Source organism: Cupriavidus pauculus (genome assembly GCF_003854935.1).
GTDB lineage: Bacteria > Pseudomonadota > Gammaproteobacteria > Burkholderiales > Burkholderiaceae > Cupriavidus > Cupriavidus pauculus_C.
On record NZ_CP033970.1, the window covers coordinates 412577 to 439329 of the forward strand.

Genomic DNA, 26753 nt, shown 5'->3' on the forward strand with positions numbered 1-26753 from the left:
AGGAAATCCGCCATGCCGAAGCAAACCCCGCCAAAGCCGTCATCGTCTTCCGCCACGCCACAGGGCGGCCAGTCCACGCCGCAGCACTCGGGCGACAACCCGAGCCAGGACCGCGCATCGGGCAGCAACAACGACGGCACCTACGAGAAGGCGGTAGCGGACCGGCTGTCGCCCCGCCCCGGCACGCTGGGCTCGCCGAGCGTCGGCAACCTCGTCTCCAACGCCGGCAAGACGCTGACCACCAACTCGGGCCTGCAGATTCCGGAGGACGACGACTCGCTGAAGCTGGGCCTGCGCGGCCCCACGCTGCTGGAAGATTTCCACCTGCGTGAAAAGATTACGCACTTCGATCACGAGCGCATTCCCGAGCGCGTGGTCCATGCGCGCGGCGCGGCCGCCCACGGCTACTTCGAACTGACCGAGTCGCTGGAGGACTACACGACCGCCGAGCTGTTCACCCGCGTGGGCGAGAAAACGCCGGTCTTCGTGCGCTTTTCGACGGTGGCCGGGTCACGCGGATCGGCCGACCTGGCGCGCGACGTGCGCGGCTTTGCCACCAAGTTCTATACGCGCCAGGGCAACTTCGACCTGGTCGGCAACAACATGCCGGTCTTCTTCATCCAGGACGGCATCAAGTTTCCGGACTTCGTCCACTCGGTGAAGCCGGAGCCGCACAACGAGATTCCGCAGGCCGCCTCTGCCCACGACACGTTCTGGGACTTCGTCTCGCTGCAGCCCGAATCGATGCACATGGTGCTCTGGACGATGTCCGGCCGCGCCATCCCGCGCAGCTTCCGCACCATGGAGGGCTTTGGCGTCCACACGTTCCGGCTGATCAACGCGCGCGGCGAACCGACGCTGGTCAAGTACCACTGGAAGCCGGTGGGCGGCGCGCATTCGCTGATCTGGGACGAGGCGCTCAAGATCAACGGCAAGGACCCCGACTTCCACCGCCGCGACCTGTGGGACTCGATCGAGGCGGGCCAGTATCCCGAGTACGAGTTCGGCGTGCAGCTCGTGCCCGAGGCCGACATGCTCAAGCTCGGCTTCGACCTGCAGGACCCGACCAAGATTATCCCCGAGGAACTGGTGCCGGTGAAGCGCATCGGCCGGATGGTACTGAACCGCAACCCGGACAACTTCTTCGCCGAGACCGAACAGGTGGCATTCCACCCGGGCCACATCCTGCCCGGCATGGACTTCACGAACGATCCGCTGCTGCACGCGCGGCTGTTCTCGTACATCGACACGCAGATCACGCGGCTGGGCGGCCCCAACTTCCATGAGCTGCCGATCAACCGTCCGCTCTGCCCGGTGCACAACAACCAGCGCGACGGCTTCATGCGCCAGACCATCGTGCAGGGCAAGGAAAGCTACCAGCCGAACTCGGTGAGCGGCGGCTGCCCGTTCCTGGCCGGCGACAAGGACGCCTACCGCCACTTCCCGGCGCCGGCCGAGGACGGCGCGGTCAAGGTGCGCATCCGCAGCCAGACGTTTGCCGATCACTTCTCGCAGGCCAACCTGTTCTGGCGCAGCCAGTCGGACGTGGAGAAGAAGCAGATCATCGATGCCTACAGCTTCGAGCTGGCCAAGGTGTCGGACCCGGCCATCCGCGCGCGCGTGGTGGGCCAGATCGTGCACATCGCGCAGGAACTGGCCGATGGCGTGGCCGCGCAGCTTGGCATTCCGGTGGAGCCCGTGGGCCCGGCCGTGCAGATCAACGACTACGGCGTGCAGACATCGCCGGCGCTGAGCCTGGACGCGCAGCCCAAGGGCGATATCACCGGGCGCAAGATCGCAGTGCTAGTCAACGACGGTGTGGACGACGCCGCGATCCAGTCGCTGCAAGCGCTGGCCGAGGGCATGCGGGCCAGCGCCAAGATCGTCGGCCCGCGCGCAAGCAGCGTGACCACGGCCGGCGGCGCCGCGCTGCCGGTGGACTTTGCGCTGTCGTCGGTGGGCTCGGTGCTGTTCGATGCCGTGTACGTGCCGGACGGCAAGAACCCGCCCGCCGATCCTGACCCGAACGCGCTGCTGTTCATCGCCGAATCCTACAAGCACTACAAGGCCGTGGGCGCCGGTGGCAGCGGTGCGCTGCTGGTAGCCGAGGCGGCGCGGCGCGTGGGCATCCAGGGAGGCTTTGCGGGCCCGGGCGTGGTGATCGGCAAGGCCGAGGACGCCAAGACGCACCAGGCGTTCCTCGACGCCGTGGGCGAGCATCGCTGGTGGCAGCGCCCCGACGCGCTGAAGATCCCGGTCTGACAGGCCGGTACGCTGTCGATGCTGCAACCCCTTCCCGCACCGGGAAGGGGTTTCGCTCGGCAGCGATTGCGGGTCAGCTCAGGTTGAGCGTTCGTTCCGACGGGTCCAGCGCATCGCCACGTTGCACGCGGATGTGGTTTTCCACGTCCTGCACGCCGAACACCGCTTCGGCGATGTCCTCGATGGCGCGGCGCGCGTAGCGGTCCGCGACTGTGCCGGACAGCTTGACCACGCCGCCTTCCACGTCGACCGAAACCTCGGAGACGTCGATCGCGTCGTGCATGGTCAGCCGCTCGCAGACATCGTCACGGATGCGCGCATCGGCGCGCTGGTAGTTGCGCGGGCCGTGCGGCCGGATAGCGCCGGCGCGGGCGGGCATGTCGGGGCGGGTCGGATGGGCGCGGTAGCCCGGGTCGCCCGGATACAGCCGCTGGGCCCCATTGAAGGATTGCCCGCCGCTGTCGCTGCTGCCGAAATAGCCGGCGCCGCCGTAGCCCGGCTCATCGCGCCGCTGCGCCTGGTCGCGCTGCGACAGCGCGCGCCAGTTCTCGGCGCCTGACGGTTGCTGCCGCCGCCGCATGTCATCGTCGGCCGCATCGCGCTCGCGCTCACCGCGTGCGTCGTCTTGCCGGTGCCGGCGGAAAAAATCGAACATGATGCACTCCTCAAGGCTGCGGGGATAGCCTGGGAGGCGCAAAAACCGTGCCGATCACTTGGGACGGGGCGGCGCCAGATCGTCGCCGACCGCTGGCAGTTCGCCGCGCCGGCGCAGGTGTACCGCCTGCGCCACTGCCGCGCCGGCGTTTTCCACTTCCTTCTGCACGGCCGTGTCAGCGTCCAGCGCGCGGTGCGAGGTCGCATACGGCGCGTAGTAGCCGATGAACCGGTCGAGCCGCGCCGGATGGCCGGCCTCGATCAGGCCCATCCAGCCGAGCCAGTCACTGAGCGAGCGCCGCACGCCTTCGATGCCGGCCACGTCGCCATGCACGACCACGCCGAACACACGGCCCGCAAGGTGCTTGGGGTAATGCCAGCCGCGCAGTTCCAGCGCCTTGGCTTCAGGCACCTTCTTGCCGTGGGTACTGCTCGGGTCGGGATTGCCGCCGTCGGCGCAGACCAACCGGTCCATCATCAGCTTGAGCGGGCTGGTGGCCTGGTACCAGTAGACCGGCGTGATGATCAGCACGCCATGCGCGCGCACCCAGCGTGGATAGAGCGCGTTCATCCAGTCATTGACCTGGCCCAGCGAGTGGTTCGGATAGCAACTGCACGGCCAGTGGCACAGCGGCATGGCCGTCGACACGCAGCCCTTGCACGGATGGATGTGCTTGTCGGGGTCTGACGTCAGCACGCTGAGATCGAGCGTGTCGACCTCCATGCCCAGCGCCTCCATCCGCGCGCGGGCAATGCTGGCCATGCGCCACGACTTCGACATCTCGCCGGGGCACGTGTAGTCGTTGCGCGCGGCACCGACCACCAGCAGCACCCGCGACGCGGCGTTGGCGTCGTCGTGCGCGCGCTGGGCTGCCGCGATGGCGTCGCGCGCCTGCTTCCATTCGACGGACACGTCATAGTCGGGGTCGGCGGCACCCGGCCCGGCTTTTTCGGTCAGCGGCGCCTTGCGACCCTTGCTGTAGGCGTCCCAGGCAATGGCTTCGAGCCGGTCGATGGCGGCGTCCTCGGCACGAAAGGCGGGATCGTAGAACCGCGCGCGAAAGCGCTCGCGGAACGCCTCGCGCGACAGTTTCTGCGTCACCTGCCCCGTTCGGACGTCGTGGGCGGCGTCGGCATTGCCGGCATCGTTGGGGGTGGGCTTGCTGCTTGCCATGCGCGCGGTCCTGGCCGTGCCTTACTGCGGCGGCTGCCCGTTCGACGCGGTAAGCCCGCCGTCGACAGGCAGGTTCACGCCGGTGATATAGCGCGCATCGTCGCTGGCCAGGAACACGATGGCCCCGGCGATATCCTCGGGCTCCGCCGTGCGGCCCAGCGCGATGCGCTCCCGAAACCTGGCCAGCAGCGCTTCGTCCTGGAACATGTCCTCGGTCAGGTCGGTGCGGGTCAGCGTCGGGCAGACGGCGTTGATGCGCACGCCGTCGCGCCCATAATCGAGCGCGAGCGCGCGCGTCAGGTTGACCACGCCGCCTTTTGCCGCGTTGTAGAAGCCGAGCTTCCAGTCCGCGCCCAGCCCCGACACCGACGCGGTATTGACGATGCAGCCCTTGGAGCGCATCAGGTGCGGCAGCGCGGCGCGGGCGCCGAAGAACACCCCGTCGAGGTCGATAGACATCACTTCGCGCCAGTCCTCGACCGAAGCTTCGGTCGCGCGGCCGTCCGGTGCCACGCCGGCGTTGTTGACCATCACGTCGAGCTTGCCGAAGCGGTCCACGGCCGCGCGCACCAGCGCCTCTACCTGGTTGAGCTGGCTGACATCGGTGACCTGCACCAGGCAGCGGTCGTCGGGCAGGTCACGCGCCACGGTTTCCAGCTTCTCGCGGGTGCGGCCGGCCAGCACCACGGCCGCACCTTCCTGCGCAAAGCGGCGCGCCGCCGCTGCGCCAATTCCGGAGCCGGCACCGGTGACGATGACGACCTTGTCCTCGAATCGCTTCATGGCGGGTACTCCTGTCGAAAGCTGTGGATGACGACAAGACGCTTGCAACCCGCGTGCCGGATTGGGCGACCGCGCTGGACGGGCGGCGCGTGCGAGCGCCATGTACACGATGCAACGCCCAGGCAGTAAAAAGCGCATGCGGAGCGCCGAATGTACTCGCCAGCCGTACAGGCCGCGGACGTGCTGCGGCGCACGACGGCGCCCTGAAAGCTGGCATGGCCGATGCATCGCTTCCATCCCTGAAGCGTCTTGTCGCGCTTGTCGCCATCGATTTCCTGGAGACCGCCATGTCCGAACCCAGCAAGCCATCGCTTTCGAACCACCGCTACGGCGGCCACAGCGCCGTCAGCGACGACCACAGCAAGGTCGAGTACGAACAGGCCATGCCGGCCCACCTCGACAACTCGCCCACCCCGCCCTACGACGCGCGCGGCGGCAACGAACCGGCTGGCGTGGAGCGCCACGGCATGTACGGCACCGCGCCCGCCGGTGGGCCGTCCGCGCCGCTGGCCGACAGCACGCGTCCGCTGCCGGGCCCGGCGTCTCTGGGCCAGTACGACAACGACGACATGCGCCCCGTGGCGCCGCTGGGCGACGTCCAGCAGCGCGAAGTGCTGGACGAACGGCTGGCGGCATACGTCGATCCGGGCACGGTGAAGGTGGAACTCGACGATCACGTCTGCGTGCTGCGCGGCCGCGTGCGCGACGCCGAAACCAAAGCACGCATTGGCCACATCGCCGAATCGACCCTGCCCGGCCGCGAGATCCGCAATGCGCTGGAAATCGGCGGCCCGGCCTGACATCGGCACGGGCACGCTTGTTGCGCCGCTGAGGGTTCCGATTGCACACACAGGAGACAGGCAATGGAACCCAATCTTCAATCCGGCCAGGGCGCGGGCATCGTGGGCTCCGGCGTCGGCGACGGCCCGGGCCCGGAAGTGATGGCCGCATCGAGCCTCGACGACACGAAGGTCTACGCGTCAGATGGCGAGCACGTCGGCGAGATCAAGGAGATCATGATCGACGTGCAGAGCGGCCGCGTGGCCTATGCGGTGCTGACCACCGGCGGCTTCCTCGGCATCGGCGACACGCTGCACGCAATTCCGTGGAGCGCGCTGGTCATGGACACCGACGCCAAGTGTTTCCGGCTGGGCCTGACCGCGGACCGCATCAAGGACGCCCCGGGCTTCAACAAGGATAGCTGGCCGCGCATGGCCGACCCGCAGTGGGGTGCCACGGTCCACGAGTACTACGGCCGCGAGCCGTACTGGACCAACGTCGGCGGCACCATCTGAACGGCAGCGCCCGACAAGACCGCACTGCAAAACGCCCGGGCATGACCCGGGCGTTCTCGCCTCGCGCAAGGGGCGGTCGGCAGTAGAGGACTGACTCTAGGACTGCCTGCCCGGTCAGATGCGCACGGAGATACTCCTGCGCCGCCGCATGGCCCATCGTCGTTTTTACAAACCATGCAGGCGATGCAAACAGGCGGCGCATGCGGCGCCGGAATGGCGGCCGAGCCCTTGTCAGGACTCGGCGGTACACCGAGCGATGCAGCGCCGCACTACGCGGCCGTGCAAACCGTACATGTTCGCCGGGTACACCCGTGTGTCAGCCTTGCAACCGAATTGTGGGATTTCTCCGACAGTCATTTCGGCGCGGCGCGGCTGCCTTGGCCTGCCCGCGATGCCTATCGTTCCATCACGGCACGCACAAACAGCGGCCTGCCAGCAGTTCAGCATGCACGAATGCCGCGCGCGGTCTCCCTTGCACTCCACGAAGCAAGAAGAACGTGCATGCCGCGCGCGTTCCTGATCCAACGGTAAAGGTGAAAACATGACGCAATTCAAACGCAAGATCATTCTGGGCATGGCGCTGGCCACGACGGCCGTGCTGGCAGCCTGCGGCGGCGGCGACGACGGCATCGACGACCGTATCGGCCTGAGCAAGCCGGCCGTGCGCGTGATCCACGCCGTGACGGCGGGCCCGAACGTCGACGTGCTGCAGAATGGCGCGCTGACGTCGCTGCAGAACGTGCCGTACAAGACCGTGTCGGGCTACTTCGACGTGTCGACCGGCAACAACCTGTTCGCGTTCAACCTGACCGGTACGTCGACCCAGATCGGCTCGACCACCGTTGACGCCCGCACGGGCCACAAGTACACGGTCATCGCGCTGCCGGGCACCACGTCGGCCGACGTCGCCCAGATCGACGACCCGTACGGCAAGGGCCTGGTCGACACGCAGGCACGCGTGCGGACCTTCAACGCCTCGATCAACGCCCAGAACGTGGACGTGTACCTGACCACGCCGGCCGCCGACCTGAACTCGGTGTCGCCGAACATGGCCTCGGTGCAGTACAAGAACGCGGTGCCGGCGTCGGGCGCGGACTCGCAATACCTGGATAGCGGCACGTACCGCCTGCGCATCACCACGGCCGGCACGAAGACCGTGATCTTCGATTCGGGCTCGCTGACGCTGAACCGGAACGCCGACTGGCTGATCACGACGATCCCGGCCGACGGCATCGGCGCCGTGGTGCCGAACCGCATCAAGGTGCTGGTGGCCCAGAGCAACACCAGCAACGCGACGGCCCAGGAACTGGTGTCGCAGACGGCCGCCCAGTAAGCGCGCCGCCCGCCTGACCAGGCAACGCCCCGGTACCGCAAGGTGCCGGGGCGTTTCTCATGGTTGCGGCGATTCGACGTCGCGCTGCAGCACGTCGAGGTGCGACAGGTAGGCGTCCAGCTCTGCGCGCCCCTCGTCGGTGATCGTGTACACGCGGCCGTTGCCTTCCACCAGCTCGGCGGTGATGGCGCGCGCCATCATCAGGCTGCGCAGCACGGGCCGCAGCGCACGGATGTTCTTGTCGATGCCGCGTTCGCGCAGGCGCTCCACGAGGTTGAATACCGTGGACGGGCTCGCCTGGACGAGCTTGAGGATATAGAGCCGGGAGACGATCCGGTCGAGCGAGGGAGTCTTCATGGGCGCAGGAGACGCAGCCAGAGGTGCGGGAATTCTGATCATCGTGCGCAGCCCTGGGCCATTGCGGCAGCTGGGCCTCTCTTCATGCTGGATTACCAAAAAAACGGGGTGCACGCAGGGCACCCCGAAAGCTTGCTAGTGACGCGCCGCCGGGGCGGCGCGGTGGTTCAGGAACGCCACGGAGCGTTATTCTTCCTGGAACGCTTCTTCGCGCTTCGCCTTGATAGACGGCAGCGCCACCACGGCCACCAGTGCCGCGGCCGCGATCAGCAGCCCCAGCGACAGCGGACGGGTGAAGAACACGGTGAACTCGCCACGCGACAGCAGCAGCGTGCGGCGGAAGTTCTCTTCCATCATCGGTCCCAGCACAAAGCCCAGCAGCAGCGGCGCCGGCTCGCACTTGAGCTTCAGGAACAGGTAGCCGATCACGCCGAAGCCCGCCGCCATGAAGACATCGAAGGTCTGGTTGTTGACCGAGTACACGCCGATGCAGCAGAACGTCAGGATGGCCGGGTACAGGAAGCGATACGGCACGGTCAGCAGCTTCACCCAGATGCCGATCATCGGCAGGTTCAGGATGATCAGCATCAGGTTGCCAATCCACATCGAGGCGATCAGGCCCCAGAACAGCGACGGGTTGCTGGTCATCACCTGCGGGCCCGGCTGGATGTTGTGGATCGTCATCGCGCCCACCATCAGCGCCATCACGGCGTTGGGCGGAATGCCCAGCGTCAGCAGCGGGATGAACGACGTCTGCGCCGCGGCGTTGTTGGCCGATTCCGGACCCGCCACGCCTTCGATGGCGCCCTTGCCAAACTCATGCGCGAACTTCGAGGTCTTCTTCTCCAGCGAGTACGCCGCGAACGACGCCAGCGCTGCACCGCCGCCCGGCAGGATGCCCAGCGCCGAACCCAGCGCCGTGCCACGCAGCACGGCGGGGATCATCCGCTTGAAATCCTCCTTGGTCGGGAACAGGTTGGTCACCTTGTTCGTGAAGGTCTCGCGCGCTTCCTTCTGTTCCAGGTTGGCGATGATCTCCGCGAAGCCGAACATACCCATGGCCAGCGCGACGAAGTCGATGCCGTCGGTCAGCTCGGGCACGTCGAACGAGAACCGTGCGGCACCGGAGTTCACGTCGGTACCGATCAGGCCCATCAGCAGGCCCAGCACGATCATTGCCACGGCCTTCGGCAGCGAGCCCGACGCCAGCACCACGGCGCCGATCAGGCCCAGCACCATCAGCGAGAAATACTCGGCGGGGCCGAACTTGAACGCCAGTTCCGACAACGGCGTGGCAAACGCGGCCAGGATCAGCGTGGCCACGCAGCCGGCGAAGAACGAGCCCAGCCCCGCCGTGGCCAGTGCCACCCCCGCCCGGCCGCGCCGCGCCATCTGGTAGCCGTCGATCGTGGTCACCACCGACGACGATTCGCCCGGCAGGTTCACCAGGATGGCCGTGGTGGAGCCGCCGTACTGGGCACCGTAGTAGATACCGGCCAGCATGATCAGCGCCGCCACCGGGGGCAGCGAGTACGTGACCGGCAGCAGCATGGCGATGGTGGCGAGCGGGCCCAGGCCCGGCAGCACGCCGATCAGCGTGCCGAGCACGCAGCCCAGGAACGCATACGCCAGGTTCTGCAGGTTCAATGCCGTGGAGAAGCCCAGGGCAAGGTGATCGAACAATTCCATTGAAGGCGGCTCCTTAACCGGTGATGAACGCAGGCCACACCGGCATCTGCAGGTTGATGCCGTACACGAACGCGCCCATGCTGATCAGCACCAGCACCACGCTGTTCAGCAGCGCACCCTTCCAGCTGAATTCGTGGCTGGCCATCGAGGAGACGATCACGAGCACGAACACGGACAGCACCATGCCCAGCGGCTTGAGCAGCAGGCCGAACAGCACCACCGAACCCAGGATCCACAGCAGGATCTTCAGGTCCCAGCGGGCAAGCTGGTCTGCCTCGCCCTTGGACGACAGGGCACCGATCGTGACGACCGCGCCCAGCAGCGCCAGCACGAGCCCGAGCAGGAACGGGAAGTATCCGGGACCCATCTTGGCGGCTGTCCCCATGGAATAGCCGCGCGCGACGAAGGAAAAGCCCAGGCCGACCAGGATGAACATCAGGCCGGAGGCAAAGTCCTTTTGGCTGCGTATGCGCAAAACGATTCTCCTCAAAGTAGTGAAAGCGGTATCGCGCGGCTCGCCGGCTCTGACGCACCACGCTGCGAACGCGCGAATGCAGACACGTTCGACGCGATGGGGCGAACGATAAGAACGCGATCTTTCAGGCGCCTTTCATTTGTCTGGGTTCAGGGTATTTCCCGATTTCCCATACGTATGCGGGTCGACGTCGTTACATCACAACATGATGTAAATCCCGGCGCATTGAAAGTGAGTTGAAAGATGAGACCGAAAGGAACGTGAAAGGCAGCGGCCCGGCGCCGCGCGGGCGCGCGGCGAATGGGGCGGGCGGAGCTTTCTGAAGGCTTACGGACGGGGGACGTTGGAACGCGCAGAGGTCGTATGTCCGGTCATACGAAATGCCGTTGAATGTGTGCAGCATGCAGGCGACGCCGGGCTGCTTGCGCCGGCGTGCCTGCAGAGCGCTATCGCACCGGCTCCGCGTCCTCGCACGGGGTGCCCATGCTGGTGTCCGGCGCCTGGCCGACCGCAGCGGGATGCGGTGCCGCCGGCAGGATATGGCTGCGCTTCCAGTTGCCGTACCGGTAGTACAGGAAGGCCATCACCACCGAGACGACCGAGCCCAGCGGAAAGCTCCACCAGATCGATTCCGCGCCGATGCGGGGCCCGAGGATCCACGCGAACGGCAGCCGGATCACCCACATCGAGACGAACAGGATCACCAGCGGGGCCATGACGGCGCCCGTGGCGCGCACCGTGCCGAACACGACGATCGTGAAGCCGAACAGGATGAACGACCACAGCACCACGCGGTTGATGTGCTGGGCGATCTCGATGGCCACACCGTCGTCGCCCAGGAAGAGCCCCAGCGAATGCCGGTTGAACAGGTAGATCAGCGCCACCAGCGCGCCGGTCATCAGCACGTTGAACAGCAGCCCCACCTGCGTGATGCGCGACACGCGCGCCCACAGCCCGGCGCCCACGTTCTGCGCCACCATCGACGACACGCTCGCGCCCACGGCCAGCGCCGGCATCTGCACGTAGGTCCAGAGCTGCGACGCCACGCCGTAGGCGGCGGTGGTCTGCGAGCCGTAGGTGTTGACCAGCGACATCATCACGATGGCCGACGACGAGATCACCACCATCTGCAGCCCCATCGGCAGCCCCTTGGCCACCAGCGCGCGCAGGATGGCCGTGTCCGGCCTGAGCAGCGCGAGCTGCGAGCGGTGCAGCAGCAGGAAGTGCTTGCGCCGGTAGAGCAGCGCGATCATCGCCGCCAGGCTCGTGAGCTGCGCGATCAGCGTGGCCAGCGCCGAGCCGGCGATACCCAGCGCCGGAATCGGCCCGATGCCGAAGATCAGCACTGGGTTGAGCACGACGTCGAGCACGGCCGACAACAGCATGAAGTAGAACGGCGTGCGCGAATCCCCGGCGCCGCGCAGCGTCATCATCACGAAGTTGTAGAAGTACATGAACGGCAGCGCCACGAAGATGATGCGCAGGTAGATCACGGCCAGCGGCGCGGCGTCGGCCGGCGTATGCATGGCCGCCAGGATCTGCGGCGTGAACGCAAACCCCAGCGCCGACGCCAGCACCGACAGCGCGACAAAGAACGTGGTGCTCGTGCCCACCACGCGGCGGGCCTCGTCGACGTCGCGCGCGCCAATCGCCTGGCCGATCATGATCGTGTTGGCCATGCTGATGCCGAACACCACCCCCAGCAGGAAGAACAGGATGATGTTGGCGTTGGACGTGGCCGTCAGCGCCGCCTCGCCCAGGAATCGGCCGACCCAGATCGAATTGATCGAGGCATTGAGTGACTGGAGGATGTTGCTGCCCAGCACGGGCAGCGAGAACAACAGCAGCGTCCGGCCAATCGGGCCGGTGGTGAGTCTGGCGTCTGGCTTCATCGGGTGGAATTCTTCCGCACTGCAGCAACGGCATGGTTTCGGACGTGTCAGTCTAGTCCCCGCCCGTGACGGCGGCCAGCGGCGTTGCGCCGACAGCGGCGGCCGATAATCGGCCGACATGATCTCTGTGCGCGTTCCGGGCCGACGCGTTAAGCTTGCGTTTTTCCGACCGATCGTTCGCGGCCGCCGCCCCCGGCGCGCCGTCCCACCCCCGCACAGGAGACAGGCATGGTGTATCAGGATCTCGCCCTCTACATCGATGGAGAATTCGTCAAGGGAGGCGACCGGCGCGAGCAGGACGTCATCAATCCGGCCACGCAGGAACTGCTGGGCAAGCTGCCCCACGCCACCACGGCAGACCTGGACCGCGCGCTGGCGGCCGCGCAGCGCGCGTTCGAGAGCTGGAAGAAGACGTCGCCGATGGAGCGCTCGGCCATCCTGCGCCGCGTGGCGGAACTGACCCGCACGCGCGCCCGGGAAATCGGCCGCGACATCACGCTGGACCAGGGCAAGCCGCTGGCCGAGGCCGTGGCCGAGGTCACGATCTGCGCCGAGCACGCCGAATGGCATGCCGAGGAATGCCGCCGCATCTACGGCCGCGTGATTCCGCCGCGCAACCCGGCCGTGCGCCAGATCGTGGTGCGCGAGCCGATTGGCGTCTGCGCCGCGTTCACACCGTGGAATTTCCCGTTCAACCAGGCCATCCGCAAGATCGTAGCGGCCATCGGCGCCGGTTGCACGCTGATCCTGAAGGGCCCCGAGGATTCGCCCAGCGCCGTGGTGGCGCTGGCGCGCCTGTTCCACGATGCCGGCCTGCCCCCGGGCGTGCTGAACATCGTCTGGGGCGTGCCGGGCGACATCTCGACCTACCTGATCGAATCGCCGATCGTGCGCAAGATCTCGTTCACGGGATCGGTGCCGGTGGGCAAGCAGCTCGCCGCCCTGGCCGGCGCCCACATGAAGCGCGTGACGATGGAGCTGGGCGGCCATTCGCCGGTGCTGGTGTTCGACGATGCCGACATCGAGCCGGCAGCCGAGATGCTGGCGCGCTTCAAGCTGCGCAATGCCGGCCAGGTGTGCGTGTCGCCGACCCGCTTCTACGTGCAGGAAAAGGCGTACGACCGCTTTCTGGCGCGCTTTACCGAGGTGATCGGCTCGATCAAGGTGGGCAACGGCCTGGACGATGGCACGCAGATGGGCCCGCTGGCGCATGAGCGCCGCATTGCGTCGATGGAGCAGTTCCTCGACGACGCCAGCCACCGTGGCGGCAAGATCGTGGCCGGCGGCGCGCGCATCGGCGACAAGGGCTTCTTCTTTGCCCCGACCGTCGTCACCGACCTGCCCGACGACGCCAAGCTGATGGTCGACGAGCCGTTCGGCCCGGTGGCGCCCGTGACGCGCTTCAAGGACACTGACGAAGTGCTGCGACGCGCCAACAGCCTGCCGTACGGCCTGGCGTCGTACGTGTTCACGAATTCGCTGAAGACGGCGCACCAGGTGTCGAGCGGGCTTGAGGCCGGCATGGTCAACATCAACCACTTCGGCATGGCGCTGTCCGAAACGCCGTTTGGCGGCATCAAGGACTCCGGCATCGGCAGCGAAGGCGGCCAGGAGACCTTCGATGGCTACCTGGTGACCAAGTTCATCACGCAGATCTGATCGGACGGGCCCTCTCCCGCCGCGCGGGAGAGGGCCACCGTCAAGCCTTCAGCCCCCTCGCTTTCCTGTAGTCTTCCGCAAACGCCTTCCACTGCGCCAGCGATACGTCGCGGCCGTGCCGCGCCAGGCGCAGCGCCATCGACTGCCAGCGCCCGCCGGCGGCAAAATCCTGCAGTTTCTCGATCCGGTCGGCCGCCTGATGGCCGCAGCCGCGCAGGTGAGCCCATGCGGCGGCGCGCGCCATGGTGGTGAGCACGTCGATCAGCGCGGCCTTGTCGCGGCAATGCGCCAGGTCCACGCGATCGGTGCTCGGCTGCAGGCTCTTGACCAGGAACGACTCGCGCCGGTCGAGCGCCACGTACGACAGCAGCGCCGGCGACGCCGCCTGCATGACCTGCTGCACCGTCGCCACCCGCTGCCCGTCGCTGCCCCAGTGCGGCTGCTGGTGCCGCGGGCTTTCCCAGGCGCTCGGCATCGCGCGCTTCACGTCGAGCAGCCGGCGCGACGTCGGCATGTGCATCTCGTGGGCCAGCACCACGTAGCGCTCCAGCCCCAGGCTGCCCACGCCCGCCACGCGGGAAGCCACGTCCTCCGCGACGAAGCGGTGGCCGTGATGCGTCTGGCGCGAGTAGACCGCGACGATATGCGCGGCCCGCTCGCGTTGCGCACGGCTGGCGCGCTGCGCGTGCTTGTCCAGGTCCAGCCGCAGCCGGCTATTGCGCGTTTCGGTATGCGATGCCAGCAGCGTGCCGCGCTTGCGACGCTTCACCTGGCGCAGCATCGTGGCCACCAGCCCGGTCGCGGTCGACCGCTCGATCCAGCGCGGCTTGCCGGCCCGCAGCGTCCGCGTGTACTCGGACAGCATGTTGGCGCAGGCCACGCGGGCATCCGCCTCCGACAGCCGGTACTGCTGCCCGGCCACGAGCACGCTGGACAGCATGCGCACCACGTCGACGGTAACGGGCGCCACCAGCGCGTCGTCGAAATCGTTCAGGTCGAAGTAGACCAGCCCGTTGTCGCCCTTGAACGAGCCGAAGTTCTCCACGTGCAGATCACCGCAGACATAGCTCAACGGCGCGTCGAGCCCGATCTCGCCGCGCAGGGCGGCGGCGTAGAGATGGTTGGTGCCGCGGAAGAACGCGAACGGCTCGGCCGCCAGCGCGGCCAGCTTCATCGTGAGCCGGTCCGGGTCACGGCCGTGGTTGTAGATCAGGATGCTTTCGGTGGCAGCGTGCATGGGCGAGGTCCAGGATGGCACGTCGCGGCGCACGCCGCCCGCATGGCGACGTCAGCGGAAGAAAGCGCCGCGCGTGAGGAAAGTGTAATCCGCTTCCGCCGCCATCAGCCACACCAGCACCAGCAGGCACAGCGGCGGCAGCAGGATCGCACAGATCAGTGCCATGCGCTCCCAGGCCATGTGCATGAACACGGCGATGATCAGCCCGGCCTTGAGCGCCATGAACAGCAGGATCAGCGACCAGCGCAGGTAGCCGGTCAGGTGGTAGTAGTCCACCATGTACGACAGCGTGGACAGCACGAACAGCAGCAGCCAGACCTTCAGGTAGACCCCGATCGGGTGGGCCTGTCCGCCATGCTCGGCGGCCGGTTCGGCATGCGGGGATGCCTGGGTGGGAGTCGACGCCATGTTTCGCCTCACCAGAGATAGAACAGCGCGAAGATGAAGACCCAGACCAGGTCCACGAAGTGCCAGTACAGGCCGGCGATCTCCACGGGCTGGTAGTTGCCGCTCAGGTCGTAGTGGCCGCGCAGCACCTTGCTGGCGATGAACAGCAGGTAGATCACGCCGCACGTGACGTGAAAGCCGTGGAAGCCCGTGATCATGAAGAACGTGGAGCCGAACTGCGCCGCGCCCAGCGGATTGCCCCATGGCCGGATACCTTCGACGACGATCAGCTTGGTCCACTCGTACGCCTGCATGCAGACAAAGACCTCGCCCAGCCACGCGGTCACGAACATCAGCTTGGCGCAGGCCAGGCGGTCGCGCCGGTAGGCGCAGTTGACCGCCATGGCCATCGTGCCGCTGCTGGTGATCAGCGTGAACGTCATGATGGCGATCAGCAGCATCGGCACCGGATGCCCGCCCACGTCGATGGCAAACACCTCGCTCAGGTTCGGCCATGGCACGGTGGTGGACATCCGCACCGTCATGTAGCCCACCAGGAAGCAGCTGAAGACGAAGGTGTCGGACAGCAGGAAGATCCACATCATCGCCTTGCCCCACGACACGTGGAAGGCACGCTCGTCAGAGGCCCAGTCCGCGACGAGGCCGCGCAGCCCCCCGGGCGGATGGCCGTGGGCCGGTTCGACAGCGACTTGCGAACTCATGGCGCCCCTCCCTATCGTCTGCCGCAGAGGTAGTCGACAACCTCGGGCGTCAGCCACCCCAGCACGCCCAGCAGCACCACCCACACCGCGAGCAGGAAGTGCCAGTACCGCGCGCACAGGCCGATACGCATCAGCGTGCGGCTGCCGCTGCCGCGATCCAGCGCCACAAACGCAAAGCCGATCAGTCCGCCGATCATGTGCAGGCCGTGCATCGCCGTCAGCATGTAGAAAAAGCTGCCGGCGGGATTGTTGGCCGGCACCACGTGCGCCGCGTACAGCGCTTGCCAGGCCCAGAGCTGCGAGGCGACGAAAGCCACGGCACCCAGGCCGCCCAGCCGCAGCGCCGTGCGGGCACGCGGCATCCGTCCCCGCCGCGCCGCGCGCGCCGCCATGGCCATCGCCACGCTGGCGGCGGCCAGCAACGCGGTGGAGAGCCACACCTGCCACGGCAACGCGATGCGCTGCCAGTCCGGGCTGTCCATGCGCATCACGTAGGCGGTCAGGAACAGCGCGAACAGCGACGTGACCACCCCCATAAACACCCAGAGGCCCGTGCTGCCCGGCGCGCGCTGGCCGTGGCCGTGCGCGGCATCGCCGCCGGGCCCGCTGCCCGATGACTCCGGCGATGCGCGGAAGACGGCGGCGCCCGTCTGTGCGAGGGTTTCGGCTGTCATGCGATCGCTCCCCGGCTCGAATACGGTTCAGGCTCGGCGCCGCCGGCATCGGGCGGCGCGTTCTGGGCGATGAAGTCTTCCTGGGCGCCCGGCACGCTGTACGCGTAGGCCCAGCGGTAGACCACCGGCAGTTGCGGGCCCCAGTTGCCATGCACGGGCGGCGTCTGCGGCGTCTGCCATTCCAGCGACGCCGCGCGCCACGGATTGGGCCCCGCCACCGCCCCGCGCCGCAGGCTCCAGAACAGGTTGAAGACGAACAGCAGCTGCGCCGTGGCCACCACGAACGCGGCAATCGAGATGTACATGTTCATCGCGTGCGCCGATTCGGGGATGAAGCTGTAGTTGTCCCAGGCGTAGTAGCGGCGCGGCATGCCGAGGATGCCCAGGTAGTGCATCGGGAAGAAGATGGCGTAGGTGCCGACGAAGGTGACCCAGAAGTGGATGCGGCCCATCGTGTCGTCGAGCATGCGGCCGGTGACCTTGGGATACCAGTGGTAGAGGCCGCCGAATACCACCAGGATCGGCGACACGCCCATCACCATGTGGAAGTGGGCCACCACGAAGTACGTGTTCGACAGCGGAATGTCGACGCTGACATTGCCCAGGAACAGCCCGGTCAGGCCGCCGATCACGAAGGTGCTGATGAACGCGATGGCGAACAGCATCGGCACCGAGAAGTGGATGTCGCCGCGCCACAGCGTGATGACCCAGTTGTAGACCTTGATCGCCGTGGGCACCGCGATGATCAGCGTGGTGGTGGCGAAGAAGAAGCCGAAATACGGGTTCATGCCGCTCACGAACATGTGGTGCGCCCACACCACCACCGACAGCAGCCCGATTGCCAGGATGGCCCAGACCATCGTGCGGTAGCCGAAGATGCTCTTGCGCGAATGCACGCTGACCAGATCCGACACGATGCCGAACGCGGGCAGCGCCACGATGTACACCTCGGGGTGGCCGAAGAACCAGAACAGGTGCTGGAACAGCAGCGGGCTGCCGCCCTTGTAGTTGAGCTGCTGGCCCATGGAGACCATCGCCGGCATGAAGAAGCTGGTGCCCAGCGTCTTGTCCAGCAGCATCATCAGGCCGGACACGAACAGCGCCGGAAAGGCCAGCAGCGCCAGGATCGTCGCCATGAAGATGCCCCAGACGGCCAGCGGCATGCGCAGCAGCGTCATGCCCTGCGTGCGCGCCTGCAGCACCGTGGTCACGTAGTTCAGGCCGCCCATGGTGGCCGCGACGATGAAGATCAGCAGCGACACGAGCATCAGGATGATGCCCCAGTCGTGGCCCGGCGTGCCCGGCAGGATGGCCTGCGGCGGATAGAGCGTCCAGCCCGCGCCGGTGGGCCCGCCCGGCACGAAGAAGCTGGCCAGCAGTACGATCACGGACAGGAAGTAGACCCAGAAGCTGAGCATGTTCAGGAACGGGAACACCATGTCGCGCGCGCCCACCATCAGCGGGATCAGGTAGTTGCCGAAGCCGCCCAGGAACAGCGCCGTCAGCAGGTAGATCACCATGATCATCCCGTGCATCGTGACGAACTGGTAGTAGCGGTTGGGGTCGATGAAATCGAACTTTCCCGGAAAGCCCAGCTGCATGCGCATGAGGTTCGACAGCGCCACGCCCACCAGCCCCACGAAGATGGCCACCAGCGTGTACTGCACGGCAATCACCTTGTGGTCCTGGCTCCAGACGTAGCGGGTCCAGAAACTTTGCGGGCCGTGGTGCGCGGCGTCGTCGGCGTAGGCCATCGTATCCTCCTCGGGCTCCTATTTGCCGGCCTGCGGCTTGGCCGTGGCGCCCGTGCCCAGCGACCGGATGTAGGCGGACAGCGCCGCCACCTCGGCATCGGTCACCGGCGTCTTCGGCATGAGCGGGCCGAACCCCTTGATCAGGCGCGCGTGCGGGTCCTCGATTTCCTTCTTCAGGAAGGCGTCGTCGACGGTGGCGTTGCTGCCGTCGGCAAACTGCTGCGTGGTGCCGTACAGGCCCTTCCAGGTGGGGCCGACGCTGGCGCCGCCGTCCACGCTGTGGCAGGCCACGCAGCCCTTGCCCTGCGCCAGCGCCCGGCCCTGCTCGGCCAGGTCGCCGCCACCCGTGGGGCCGGTGCCGGTGCCCGTGCCCGGCGCGGCGGCTGGCTGCGCCGCGCGTGCCTGGGCCATCGCGAAGGTCTGCTGTTTCGCCAGCCAGGCGTCGAATGCGGCCCCGTCCTCCACCACCACGTGGCCGCGCATGTTGTAGTGGCCCACGCCGCATAGCTGGGCGCAGAGGATGTCGAACCGCCCCGCCTGCGTGGGCGTGAACCAGAACGACGTCACCATGCCGGGCACCATGTTCATGCGCGCGCGGAACGGCGGGACGTAGAAGTCGTGCAGCACGTCTTTGGACCGCAGCAGCACCTTGACCGGCCGGTTCAGCGGCAGGTGCACCTCGGGGCCGGCGATCACGATGTCGTCCTGGCTGTTCGGGTCCTCGGGATTGAGCCCCAGCGGATTGCTGGCGCTGACGAAGCGCGCGTCGGTGGTGCCCAGTTCGCCGCTCCTGCCGGGGAAGCGGAACCCCCACTGCCACTGCTGGCCCACCACTTCCAGCACCATCGCCTCGCGCGGCGGGCGCACGTAGTCGGCATAGACGATCAGGCCCGGCGCCAGCAGCGCCATGATGCCCACGGCGCTCAGGCCGATCAGCCAGCGCTCCAGCCGGTGGTTCTCGGGCTGGTAGGCGGCGCGGTGGCCGTCACGATGCCGGAAGCGCCAGACGATGTAGCCCAGCAGCAGGTTGATGACGACGAAGAACAGGCCGGTGATGACGAGGGTAATGATCAGCGTGTCGTCCATCTGCTTCCAGTTGGACGCCAGCGGTGTCAGCCACCAGGGGCTCAGGAAATGAAAGAGCACCGAAGCGGCAACCATGATGACGAGCACGATTGCGATCGCCATGTCCCCTCCCTCGCGTACGCAAGGAAACGGGCCGGCAAGTGCGCCCGTTCACGCACGTGGAATAAGCCTAGTGCATCGACTCAGGTCACTGCAAGGCGACATGGTCGCCCGTGGGTACGCGCGGGCGCACGCGCCTAGTGCACGACATCGCGCGATTCAAGCTTCCAGTAGCACAGCGCGATGCACATGCCGAACAGCAGGTGCCCCACCAGCGTGTGCCAGCCGCGCGCCTGCACGAACCAGGGAAAGGCCGCCGTCATCACGTAGAAGTTGAACAGGTAGACCACCAGCCCGAACACCGCACCCACCAGCATCGACATGCCAATGCTGGAGTCGAGCTGGAACGGCGCGATGATGGCGCACAGCACGCAGCCGAGTATCGCGCCGATCACGAAGTGGATGACCAGCGCCACGGCGACGGTGCTGACGCTGAACATCGAGGTCTGCAGCACCTCGCGCCCCATCACGATGGCCGCGATCATGCGCGTGGTGCCCCACGGATGCACGCCGGCCACCATCGACGACCAGAACAGCTCGACGACAAGCAGCAGCGCCCCGGCGGCCAGCCCCGACACCGCCGCGGCGGACCAGTCCGGCAGACGACGCACGTAGTGGTGCGAATGCATGTGCAGTTCCATAGCTTCCTCCTGGAGGCCGGTGGCGCATGATGGCCATCATGCGTCCAGCATAGGACACCTGCCGCCAGAAGCGAGGGACGCCCGGCGCCACACCAGAAGCCTGCCGAAGCCCATGTCTCCGATGCGATACCTGGCCGCCCGCCTCGCACGTGACGCGTTTCAAACACCGCGGGACAACCCTGAGCGCCCCGGCCTTGTATTCGCCACACACGGCCTATACTGGATGCACAAGGAAGCAAGACAGGAGACCGCCATGATCCACGTCCAGGCGCATGATCTTGTGTTTTTGATCCCCATGGCACTCGTTGGCCTGCTGGCGATGGGTGCGATTCCGGTGGCCGCCAAGGCGCTGCGCATCAGTTGCCGTTGCGCGGGCGCGATCATCGGTGTGCTGCTCGGGGTGCTGGTGCTGGAGGCGCTGCCGCTGCTGATCTAGCGGCCGCTGTTTCGAGAGAGAGAGGCGCCTTCGGGAGAAGGCGGCGCGTATGTTGCTGACGCTGCTGGCAGCCGCCTTGGCGGCACTGCTCGTGCTGACGATCGGCGCGGCGCTGTGGCGCTGCGGCCATCCGCATCGCATGCGGTACCGGCGCTGTGCCCGCCGCCGGGCCGGGCTTGGCAGGGCGCGCAGGCACGCCCCATCACACTGAAAGCCTGCTTCAGATCTCGATCATCGAGAAATCGGCCTTGTAGACGTCGCACTCGGGGCAACGCCAGTCGTCCGGGATGTCTTCCCAGCGCGTGCCCGGGGCGATGCCGTCGTCGGGCCAGCCCTGTTCCTCGTCGTACACCCAGCCGCAAATCAGGCAAACCCACGTCTTGTAGGCGATCGCTTCCTGCTCCAACACTTGCTCCTGTGAAATCCATTTGGTCGTCCGGGCCGAATGATACGTGGTTTCGCCCGGACGCCAGTGGACCGCCCGGCTACTGCCGGATCGAGAAATCGACGCGGTTCGGCGCGCCCTTGTCCTTGATGCCGTCGGCCGTCAGCTTGGGCGCGGTCAGGAACAGCTTGGCGTCGGGTACCTTGCCGTCGCGTTCCAGCGACTGCTTGACCGCCAGCGCGCGCTGGTCCGCCAGCGCCCGCAGTTCGGTATCGGTGACCGGGGCGTTCTGCAGCAGCAGCCTTTCCATCTCGGCCGGCGGCAGCGACTTGTTCAGGCCGATGAAGTTGGTCGGCTTCTTGAACGATTCGCGCTTGTACACGGCTTCCAGGTACTTCGGATACTCCTGCTTCGACACGGTCACGCGCGCGCCCTGGTCGCCGCCCTCGCCTTCCCCGGCCTGCTCGCCCGCCTGCGCGGACCGGCGCAGCTCGCGCTGCTTGGCGTTCGCCACGCGCTGGTCCAGCCATACGCGGCGCGCGCCGTCGGCGTCGGTGGCCGGGTCGATGCGGCCGCTGATCTCCAGCCGCAGCGATGGCCGGTCGTTCAGCGCCTTGCCCACGGTCTCGATCTTCTTGCGCGCCTCGTCGGACAGCGTGGACGACCCCGGCGCGAACTCGATGTAGCCCAGTTCCTCGCCCCCGCCGCCAAACGCCGACGCGATCAGCGAGAACGGCGACGTGATGGCCTTGGTCAGCAGGTTCACGATCACGCGCAGGATCACGCCGCCGATGCTGAACTCGGGGTCCGACAGCGATCCCGACACCGGCAGGTTGATGTCGATGACCCCGTTGCGGTCCTTGAGCAGCGACACGGCCAGCAGCACCGGCAGCTTGACCGCGTCGGGGCTGTCCACGCGCTCGCCGAAGGTGAGCTGGTCCAGGTACAGGTGGTTGCGGGCATCGAGCTTGCCGTTCTCGATCTTGTACGCCACGTCCACCGTCAGCTTGCCCTTGGTGATCGGATACCCCGCGTACTTGGCCGCGTATGGCGTCAGCCGTGTCAACTCCACGCCGGCCGCCTTGGCCGCGATGTCCAGGTAGAGCTGCTCGCCCAGCGGATTGAGCTTGCCGCTGATGCTGACCGGCGCGTCATCGTCGAGCCGGCCGTTGAGCACCAGGTCTGCCGGCGTCGGGTCCGCCGACGACACCTTGGACACCGACCCCTTCATGTCGGTGAGATTGGCGGAATAGTTGGGCTTGACGAAAAAGTCGGAAAAATTGATGTTGCCCTTGTTGATGGTGACGCCGCCCAGGCGGATCTGCGGCTTGGGCCCGGCCGGCTCGGCGGCCTTGGCCTGCGCCGGCGGCGCAGCGGGCCTGGCCTCGGGCGCTGACGCCGGGCTGGCCTGCGTCAGGCTGGTGGACGGCGCGGCCTCGCCCTTCTCGGCGCCGCCGGCCATCACGTCCTGCAGGTTCAGCCGGCCGTTGGCATTGAGAATCACGCGCGCATAGAAATCGTTCAGCGCCACGTTCTGGATTCCCACCTGCATCGGGCCGCGCGCGTCGTTCATGTTGAAGTCGATGCCGTTGACCGACAGCGCGCGCCAGCGCAGGAAGTCGTCGCCGGAGATGCGGTCGACGGTGCGCACATTGCCGGCCAGCGCGTTGCCGGTGAAACGCACGGCTATCGGCTTGCCGGGCGGCGCATCGTAGGCCAGCTTGCCCTTGAGCGTCATCGTGCCGCTGCGCAGCGCCGCGTTGAGGCGGTCCGCCAGGTACGGCTGCAGCGGCGCCATGTCCAGCTCGCGCAGATCGAGCTGCAACTGCGCGGCAGGCCCCGTCGGCGTCACCTGCCCGTCGATGGTCATCACGCCCTTGCGGCCGCTTTCTGCGTGTAACTTCATCGGCAGCGCGCCCGGCGACAGCGGCCACGTCACGGTGCCCGTGGTCAGGCCGATGTTGCGGAACTGGTGGATGACCGGACGGCCACGGTTGGCCGCGGCCGGCGCATAGTCGGCCAGCCGCGCCTCGCCGCCATCGACGGCGACCTTGCCGACGCGCACTTTCCAGCCCGGCGCCGCAGCGCCATTGGCCGGCGCGGCGCCGGGGCGGGCTGCCGCCTTCTGATCGGCGGCCTTCTGCTGGGCGGACTGCGTGGCCCAGATTTGCGCCGATTCCAGCAACTGGCCGCGATGGTCGCGCGTGGCCGAGATGGCCGGCTTGACCAGCGCCACCTGTCCGGCCTCGAAAGTCTGCCTGGCCAGGTCGAGCTGGATGTCATCGAGCACCAGCTTGTCGGCCTTGAGCAGCGGCAGGCTGGCGCCTTCGGTGTCCGGCGCGCGCGCCACCCGTACCGCACGGCCGCCCCGTGCGCCCTGGCGCGGCGCCGCGACGGTCAGCCCCGCGCGGTCGTCGCGCTCGTTCGCGGCGGCGGCCGGCGTGGCAGGCATCTTCACCGGCTCGCGCGTCGACACGTACACCGGCGACAGCTCCACGCGCGACTTCTGCAGCGTGAACTGGAAGACCGGCTGGGACCACGCCATCGCATAGTGCAGCTCGGCGTTGACCGCCGTCTTGCCGAACTGGCTCTGCAGTTCGCGCGGCCACCAGGCCGAGAAGCCCTGCGGCTGCAGGCCGGCCGTCTCCAGCGTGCCAGACAGCGTGCCCTTGTTCAGCGCCAGTTCGCCGCTGTGGCGGATCATCTGCCCATTGGCGATTGTGATATTCGCGTCAAGCCTGGCAGGTTTGTCGCCGCTGCTGGCCAGCCCGGCCACTTCGACATTGACCGGGCCGATATCGAGCTTGCCGGGGCCGGAAGGCGCCAGTTCGTCGACGAATCCCAGCTTGGCGTCCTTCAGGACCACGCGCTCCACCGCATACGACCACGGCACCTCGCCGGCCTTGGGCGGCGCCTGAACGCCCGACGCCGCCGGCGCCGATGCCGCTGCCACGGGCGCGGAAGCCGGCGCAGCAGCAGCAGCCGGCGCAGCCTTTGGCACCGGTGCGGCCTCGGGCAGGAAAGCCGTGGCCAGGTTCAGCGATCCGTCCGCGCGGCGCAGCGCTTGCAGATCGAACCCTTCCAGGTCGATGCGCCTGACCTGCGCCTTGTGGGCCAGCGGCTCCACGCGCGCCAGGTCCACGGCCAGCCGGCCCGCGCGGATCAGCGGCGCACCGGCGCGGGTTACCACATCGGCCTCGCGCAGCGTCAGCGTGCCGGACACATAGAGGTCCTGGCGATCCTTGTCCTGCCGGAATCCCACGTTCAGCCGCGTATCGAGCAGCCCGCCCTTGACCTGCGCGTCCTTCAGCCTGGGCGCGAACGCCATGTAGCGGGCCACCTCCAGCCCGTCGAGATTGACGTTCAGGTCGGTCTGGCGCGTATCGGAAAACGGTTGCGACGTGCCGGCCAGCGCCAGCGGCGTGCCGTTGATCTTGGCGAACAGCGTCGGGCGCGTGTTGATCGTCGCGTCGTGCGGCAGGTTCGACAAGAACGGCAGCGTCAGCGTGAAATTTTCCACACGCTGCAGGGTGTCCAGCGCCTTGTCCTCGTAGACGAAGCTCGCGTTGGTCACTGCGATATTGCTGACCGAGAACCTGGCCGGCTCGCTGTCGGCCGGCTTGGGCGGCTGCGCGGCAAAGCGGTCCTGGATGTCGGCAAAGCTCATCTTGCCCGCCGCATTGCGCACCACGTGCACGCTGAGCCGGTCCACGTGCAGGAAGTCGACCACCGGGGCGAGGCGCCAGATCGACGCGGCCGCCGCATCGGCCTCCACCTGGCCCAGCTTCAGCATCGGGGTCTTGCCGTCGGGCTCGAAGATGGTCAGGTCGTTGAGCGTGGCGCCCAGTTCGAACGGCCGCACGTGCGCGGCGCCCAGCGTGACCTTGCGGCCCAGGGCCTCGGTGGCGTGTTTTTCGACCAGATACCTGATCAGCGGCGGCCCGCCAAAATAGCCGGCCAGGCCAAACAGCGCCACCGCGGCCACCACCCCGCCCGCCACGCGCCACGCCATGCGCCGGCGCGGCGTTGCCATGGCCGCCCCTGTCGCAGCCTGGATCGAATCCTTGAAAGCCATGTCACCTCGGAAAATATGACCCCGCGCCCGTCGCGCTTTGTGCCCCGGATTTCACTTGTCATGCATGATGGAGACGGATTATGGCAGCCCACCGTGCGAATGCGTAATGAATATGATCAGCGTCGGAGTCGCCCAGCGTCGTTCTGGTATCTTTACGCCTTTGCGAAGCGTCCCGTCGTGCCCGCCAGCTTACCCGCCGGCCCGGTTCGCCAAGTTCGTGTCGTCATCCCCACGACCGTCCCCCTCCACGCCATCCGTGTTGCGCGCTTCGCATGTGAATGTATCCATGCGAGTCTTTCCATGTCCACCTCCAGCAGTACTGCCGGGGCAATGGGCGCGCCAGGCGGCCCCGCCGCCCGCCCGCTGACCGGTCAGGACTACAAGACGCTTGCCCTTGCTGCACTGGGCGGCGCGCTTGAGTTCTACGATTTCATTATTTTTGTCTTTTTTGCCAAGGTCATTGGCCAGTTGTTCTTTCCGGCGTCCGTGCCGGACTGGCTGCGCCTGCTGCAGACGTTCGGCATCTTTGCCGCCGGCTACCTGGCGCGCCCGCTGGGCGGCATCATCATGGCGCACTTCGGTGACCTGCTGGGCCGCAAGAAGATGTTCACGCTGTCCATCCTGCTGATGTCCGTGCCGACGCTGCTGATGGGCCTGCTGCCCACCTATGCGTCCATCGGGCTGCTGGCGCCGATGCTGCTGCTGGTGCTGCGCATCCTGCAGGGCGCGGCCGTGGGTGGCGAAGTGCCGGGTGCCTGGGTGTTCGTGTCCGAGCACGTGCCCCGGCGCCATATCGGCTACGCCTGCGGCACGCTGACGGCGGGCCTGACGGCCGGCATCCTGCTGGGCTCGCTGGTGGCCACCGGCATCAACGCGATGTTCGACCCGCAGGCCCTGCTCGACCACGGCTGGCGCCTGCCGTTCGTGCTCGGCGGCGTGTTTGGCGTGGGTTCGATGTATCTGCGGCGCTGGCTGCACGAGACCCCGGTCTTTGCCGAACTGCAGCAGAAGAAGGCGCTGGCCGCCGAAATGCCGCTCAAGGCCGTAGTGCGCGACCATCGCGGCGCCGTGCTGATCTCGGTGCTGCTGACGTGGATGCTGTCCGCCGGCATCGTCGTGGTGATCCTGTTGACGCCCACCTACCTGCAGACGCTGTTCGGCTTCGACGCCCGCACGGCACTGGTGGCCAACAGCGCCGCCACGCTGTGCCTGTCGATCGGCTGCATCGTGGCCGGCGTGCTGGCCGACCGCATCGGCGCCCGGCTGACGCTGTCCATCGGCGGCGCCTTCCTGGCGGGCACGGCCTACTTGCTGTACACGACCATCGGCGCGCGTCCGGACCTGCTGCTGCCGCTGTACGCGCTGGCCGGCTTCTTCGTCGGCACCATCGGCGCCGTGCCGTTCGTGCTGGTGCACGCCTTCCCGGCGCAGGTGCGGTTCTCGGGCCTGTCCTTCTCGTACAACGTCTCGTATGCGATCTTCGGCGGGCTGACGCCGGTCATCGTGTCGCTGATGCTGAAGACGGACAAGCTGGCCCCGGCGCACTACGTCGTGGCCGTCTGCATCATGGGCATGATTACCGCCCTGTTCATCCGCAAGCGCGAAGCCTGACGCCGCGCCGCGCGCAAAAAAAGGGGGAAGGCCACCAGCCTTCCCCCTTTTTCATTGGCCCGTCGCCGCAGGG

General features: G+C 67.3%; 23 protein-coding genes. 7 read left to right on the plus strand and 16 right to left on the minus strand.

Translation table 11 applies throughout. The annotated features are described in order from the left end of the window. Positions 1 to 12: 12 nt before the first annotated feature. Entirely contained in the window at positions 13 to 2262 is a 2250-nt protein-coding gene (locus tag EHF44_RS19995) for a catalase (protein WP_124685478.1), read from the plus strand. Between the two features lie 73 nt (positions 2263 to 2335). On the opposite strand, the gene EHF44_RS20000 is transcribed toward EHF44_RS19995, so the two are convergent. From EHF44_RS20000 to EHF44_RS20010, 3 genes are read right to left on the minus strand one after another with little or no spacing between them, the layout of a single operon-like run. Further along, the gene (locus EHF44_RS20000) at positions 2336 to 2917 is read right to left on the minus strand and encodes a BON domain-containing protein (RefSeq protein ID WP_124685479.1); all 582 of its coding nucleotides are present in this window, start codon (positions 2915 to 2917) and stop codon (positions 2336 to 2338) included. A gap of 54 nt (positions 2918 to 2971) precedes the next feature. After that, positions 2972 to 4090, minus strand: coding sequence for a flavodoxin family protein (locus EHF44_RS20005; RefSeq protein WP_172966140.1), 1119 nt, complete (start codon positions 4088 to 4090; stop codon positions 2972 to 2974). A 21-nt stretch (positions 4091 to 4111) separates the two neighbouring features. Then, entirely contained in the window at positions 4112 to 4873 is a 762-nt protein-coding gene (locus EHF44_RS20010) for an SDR family NAD(P)-dependent oxidoreductase (protein ID WP_124685480.1), read from the minus strand. A 287-nt stretch (positions 4874 to 5160) separates the two neighbouring features. Between EHF44_RS20010 and EHF44_RS20015 the strand changes: the two genes are divergently transcribed. The 3 genes from EHF44_RS20015 to EHF44_RS20025 all read left to right on the plus strand — a co-directional run bounded on the left by EHF44_RS20015 (position 5161) and on the right by EHF44_RS20025 (position 7501). Further along, positions 5161 to 5673: a BON domain-containing protein gene (locus EHF44_RS20015; RefSeq protein WP_172966141.1), complete on the plus strand. Its 513-nt coding sequence runs from the start codon at positions 5161 to 5163 to the stop codon at positions 5671 to 5673. Positions 5674 to 5736: 63 nt separating this feature from the next. Then, positions 5737 to 6168: a PRC-barrel domain-containing protein gene (locus tag EHF44_RS20020; RefSeq protein ID WP_124685482.1), complete on the plus strand. Its 432-nt coding sequence runs from the start codon at positions 5737 to 5739 to the stop codon at positions 6166 to 6168. Between the two features lie 541 nt (positions 6169 to 6709). Continuing rightward, positions 6710 to 7501: a DUF4397 domain-containing protein gene (locus tag EHF44_RS20025; protein WP_124685483.1), complete on the plus strand. Its 792-nt coding sequence runs from the start codon at positions 6710 to 6712 to the stop codon at positions 7499 to 7501. A 57-nt stretch (positions 7502 to 7558) separates the two neighbouring features. Here the strand turns inward: EHF44_RS20025 and EHF44_RS20030 are convergent, their stop codons facing one another. The 4 genes from EHF44_RS20030 to EHF44_RS20045 form a co-directional block, all read right to left on the minus strand. Continuing rightward, positions 7559 to 7858: a PadR family transcriptional regulator gene (locus EHF44_RS20030; protein ID WP_124685484.1), complete on the minus strand. Its 300-nt coding sequence runs from the start codon at positions 7856 to 7858 to the stop codon at positions 7559 to 7561. A 186-nt stretch (positions 7859 to 8044) separates the two neighbouring features. Beyond that, entirely contained in the window at positions 8045 to 9547 is a 1503-nt protein-coding gene (locus EHF44_RS20035) for a tripartite tricarboxylate transporter permease (protein ID WP_124685485.1), read from the minus strand. A 13-nt stretch (positions 9548 to 9560) separates the two neighbouring features. Then, on the minus strand, positions 9561 to 10022 hold the full coding sequence (locus EHF44_RS20040; protein WP_124685486.1) for a tripartite tricarboxylate transporter TctB family protein: 462 nt from the start codon (positions 10020 to 10022) through the stop codon (positions 9561 to 9563). Between the two features lie 446 nt (positions 10023 to 10468). Beyond that, positions 10469 to 11914, minus strand: a complete 1446-nt coding sequence (locus EHF44_RS20045) for an MATE family efflux transporter (protein WP_124685487.1) — start codon at positions 11912 to 11914, stop codon at positions 10469 to 10471. Positions 11915 to 12145: 231 nt separating this feature from the next. Here EHF44_RS20045 and EHF44_RS20050 point away from each other — a divergent pair, with 231 nt between their 5' ends. After that, positions 12146 to 13573 carry an NAD-dependent succinate-semialdehyde dehydrogenase gene (locus EHF44_RS20050; RefSeq protein WP_124686687.1) on the plus strand — a complete coding sequence of 476 codons (1428 nt, stop codon included), beginning with the start codon at positions 12146 to 12148 and terminating at the stop codon, positions 13571 to 13573. A 40-nt stretch (positions 13574 to 13613) separates the two neighbouring features. On the opposite strand, the gene EHF44_RS20055 is transcribed toward EHF44_RS20050, so the two are convergent. The 7 genes from EHF44_RS20055 to EHF44_RS20085 all read right to left on the minus strand — a co-directional run bounded on the left by EHF44_RS20055 (position 13614) and on the right by EHF44_RS20085 (position 20173). Then, a complete protein-coding gene (locus tag EHF44_RS20055) occupies positions 13614 to 14810 on the minus strand; it encodes a DUF2252 domain-containing protein (RefSeq protein WP_124685488.1) in 1197 nt (398 codons plus the stop codon). Between the two features lie 51 nt (positions 14811 to 14861). Further along, positions 14862 to 15218: a cytochrome C oxidase subunit IV family protein gene (locus EHF44_RS20060; protein ID WP_124685489.1), complete on the minus strand. Its 357-nt coding sequence runs from the start codon at positions 15216 to 15218 to the stop codon at positions 14862 to 14864. Positions 15219 to 15226: 8 nt separating this feature from the next. Beyond that, positions 15227 to 15919, minus strand: coding sequence for a heme-copper oxidase subunit III family protein (locus EHF44_RS20065; RefSeq protein WP_124685490.1), 693 nt, complete (start codon positions 15917 to 15919; stop codon positions 15227 to 15229). An 11-nt stretch (positions 15920 to 15930) separates the two neighbouring features. Then, entirely contained in the window at positions 15931 to 16593 is a 663-nt protein-coding gene (locus tag EHF44_RS20070) for a cytochrome c oxidase subunit 3 (RefSeq protein WP_124685491.1), read from the minus strand. Beyond that, positions 16590 to 18347 carry a cytochrome c oxidase subunit I gene (ctaD, locus tag EHF44_RS20075; protein WP_124685492.1) on the minus strand — a complete coding sequence of 586 codons (1758 nt, stop codon included), beginning with the start codon at positions 18345 to 18347 and terminating at the stop codon, positions 16590 to 16592. The genes EHF44_RS20070 and ctaD overlap by 4 nt, the downstream gene beginning before the upstream one ends. An 18-nt stretch (positions 18348 to 18365) precedes the next feature. Then, a complete protein-coding gene (locus EHF44_RS20080) occupies positions 18366 to 19535 on the minus strand; it encodes a cytochrome c oxidase subunit II (protein ID WP_124685493.1) in 1170 nt (389 codons plus the stop codon). Positions 19536 to 19669: 134 nt separating this feature from the next. Continuing rightward, positions 19670 to 20173 carry a hypothetical protein gene (locus EHF44_RS20085; protein ID WP_124685494.1) on the minus strand — a complete coding sequence of 168 codons (504 nt, stop codon included), beginning with the start codon at positions 20171 to 20173 and terminating at the stop codon, positions 19670 to 19672. A gap of 253 nt (positions 20174 to 20426) precedes the next feature. Here EHF44_RS20085 and EHF44_RS20090 point away from each other — a divergent pair, with 253 nt between their 5' ends. Continuing rightward, on the plus strand, positions 20427 to 20609 hold the full coding sequence (locus EHF44_RS20090; protein ID WP_092602616.1) for a hypothetical protein: 183 nt from the start codon (positions 20427 to 20429) through the stop codon (positions 20607 to 20609). Between the two features lie 220 nt (positions 20610 to 20829). On the opposite strand, the gene EHF44_RS20095 is transcribed toward EHF44_RS20090, so the two are convergent. Then, positions 20830 to 21015: a rubredoxin gene (locus EHF44_RS20095; protein ID WP_124685495.1), complete on the minus strand. Its 186-nt coding sequence runs from the start codon at positions 21013 to 21015 to the stop codon at positions 20830 to 20832. A gap of 79 nt (positions 21016 to 21094) precedes the next feature. Further along, on the minus strand, positions 21095 to 25069 hold the full coding sequence (locus tag EHF44_RS20100; RefSeq protein ID WP_124685496.1) for a DUF748 domain-containing protein: 3975 nt from the start codon (positions 25067 to 25069) through the stop codon (positions 21095 to 21097). A 300-nt stretch (positions 25070 to 25369) separates the two neighbouring features. On the opposite strand from EHF44_RS20100, the gene EHF44_RS20105 reads away from it, so the two are divergent. Continuing rightward, complete coding sequence (locus EHF44_RS20105; protein ID WP_124685497.1) at positions 25370 to 26680, plus strand: MFS transporter; 1311 nt, start codon at positions 25370 to 25372, stop codon at positions 26678 to 26680. Positions 26681 to 26753: the final 73 nt, after the last annotated feature.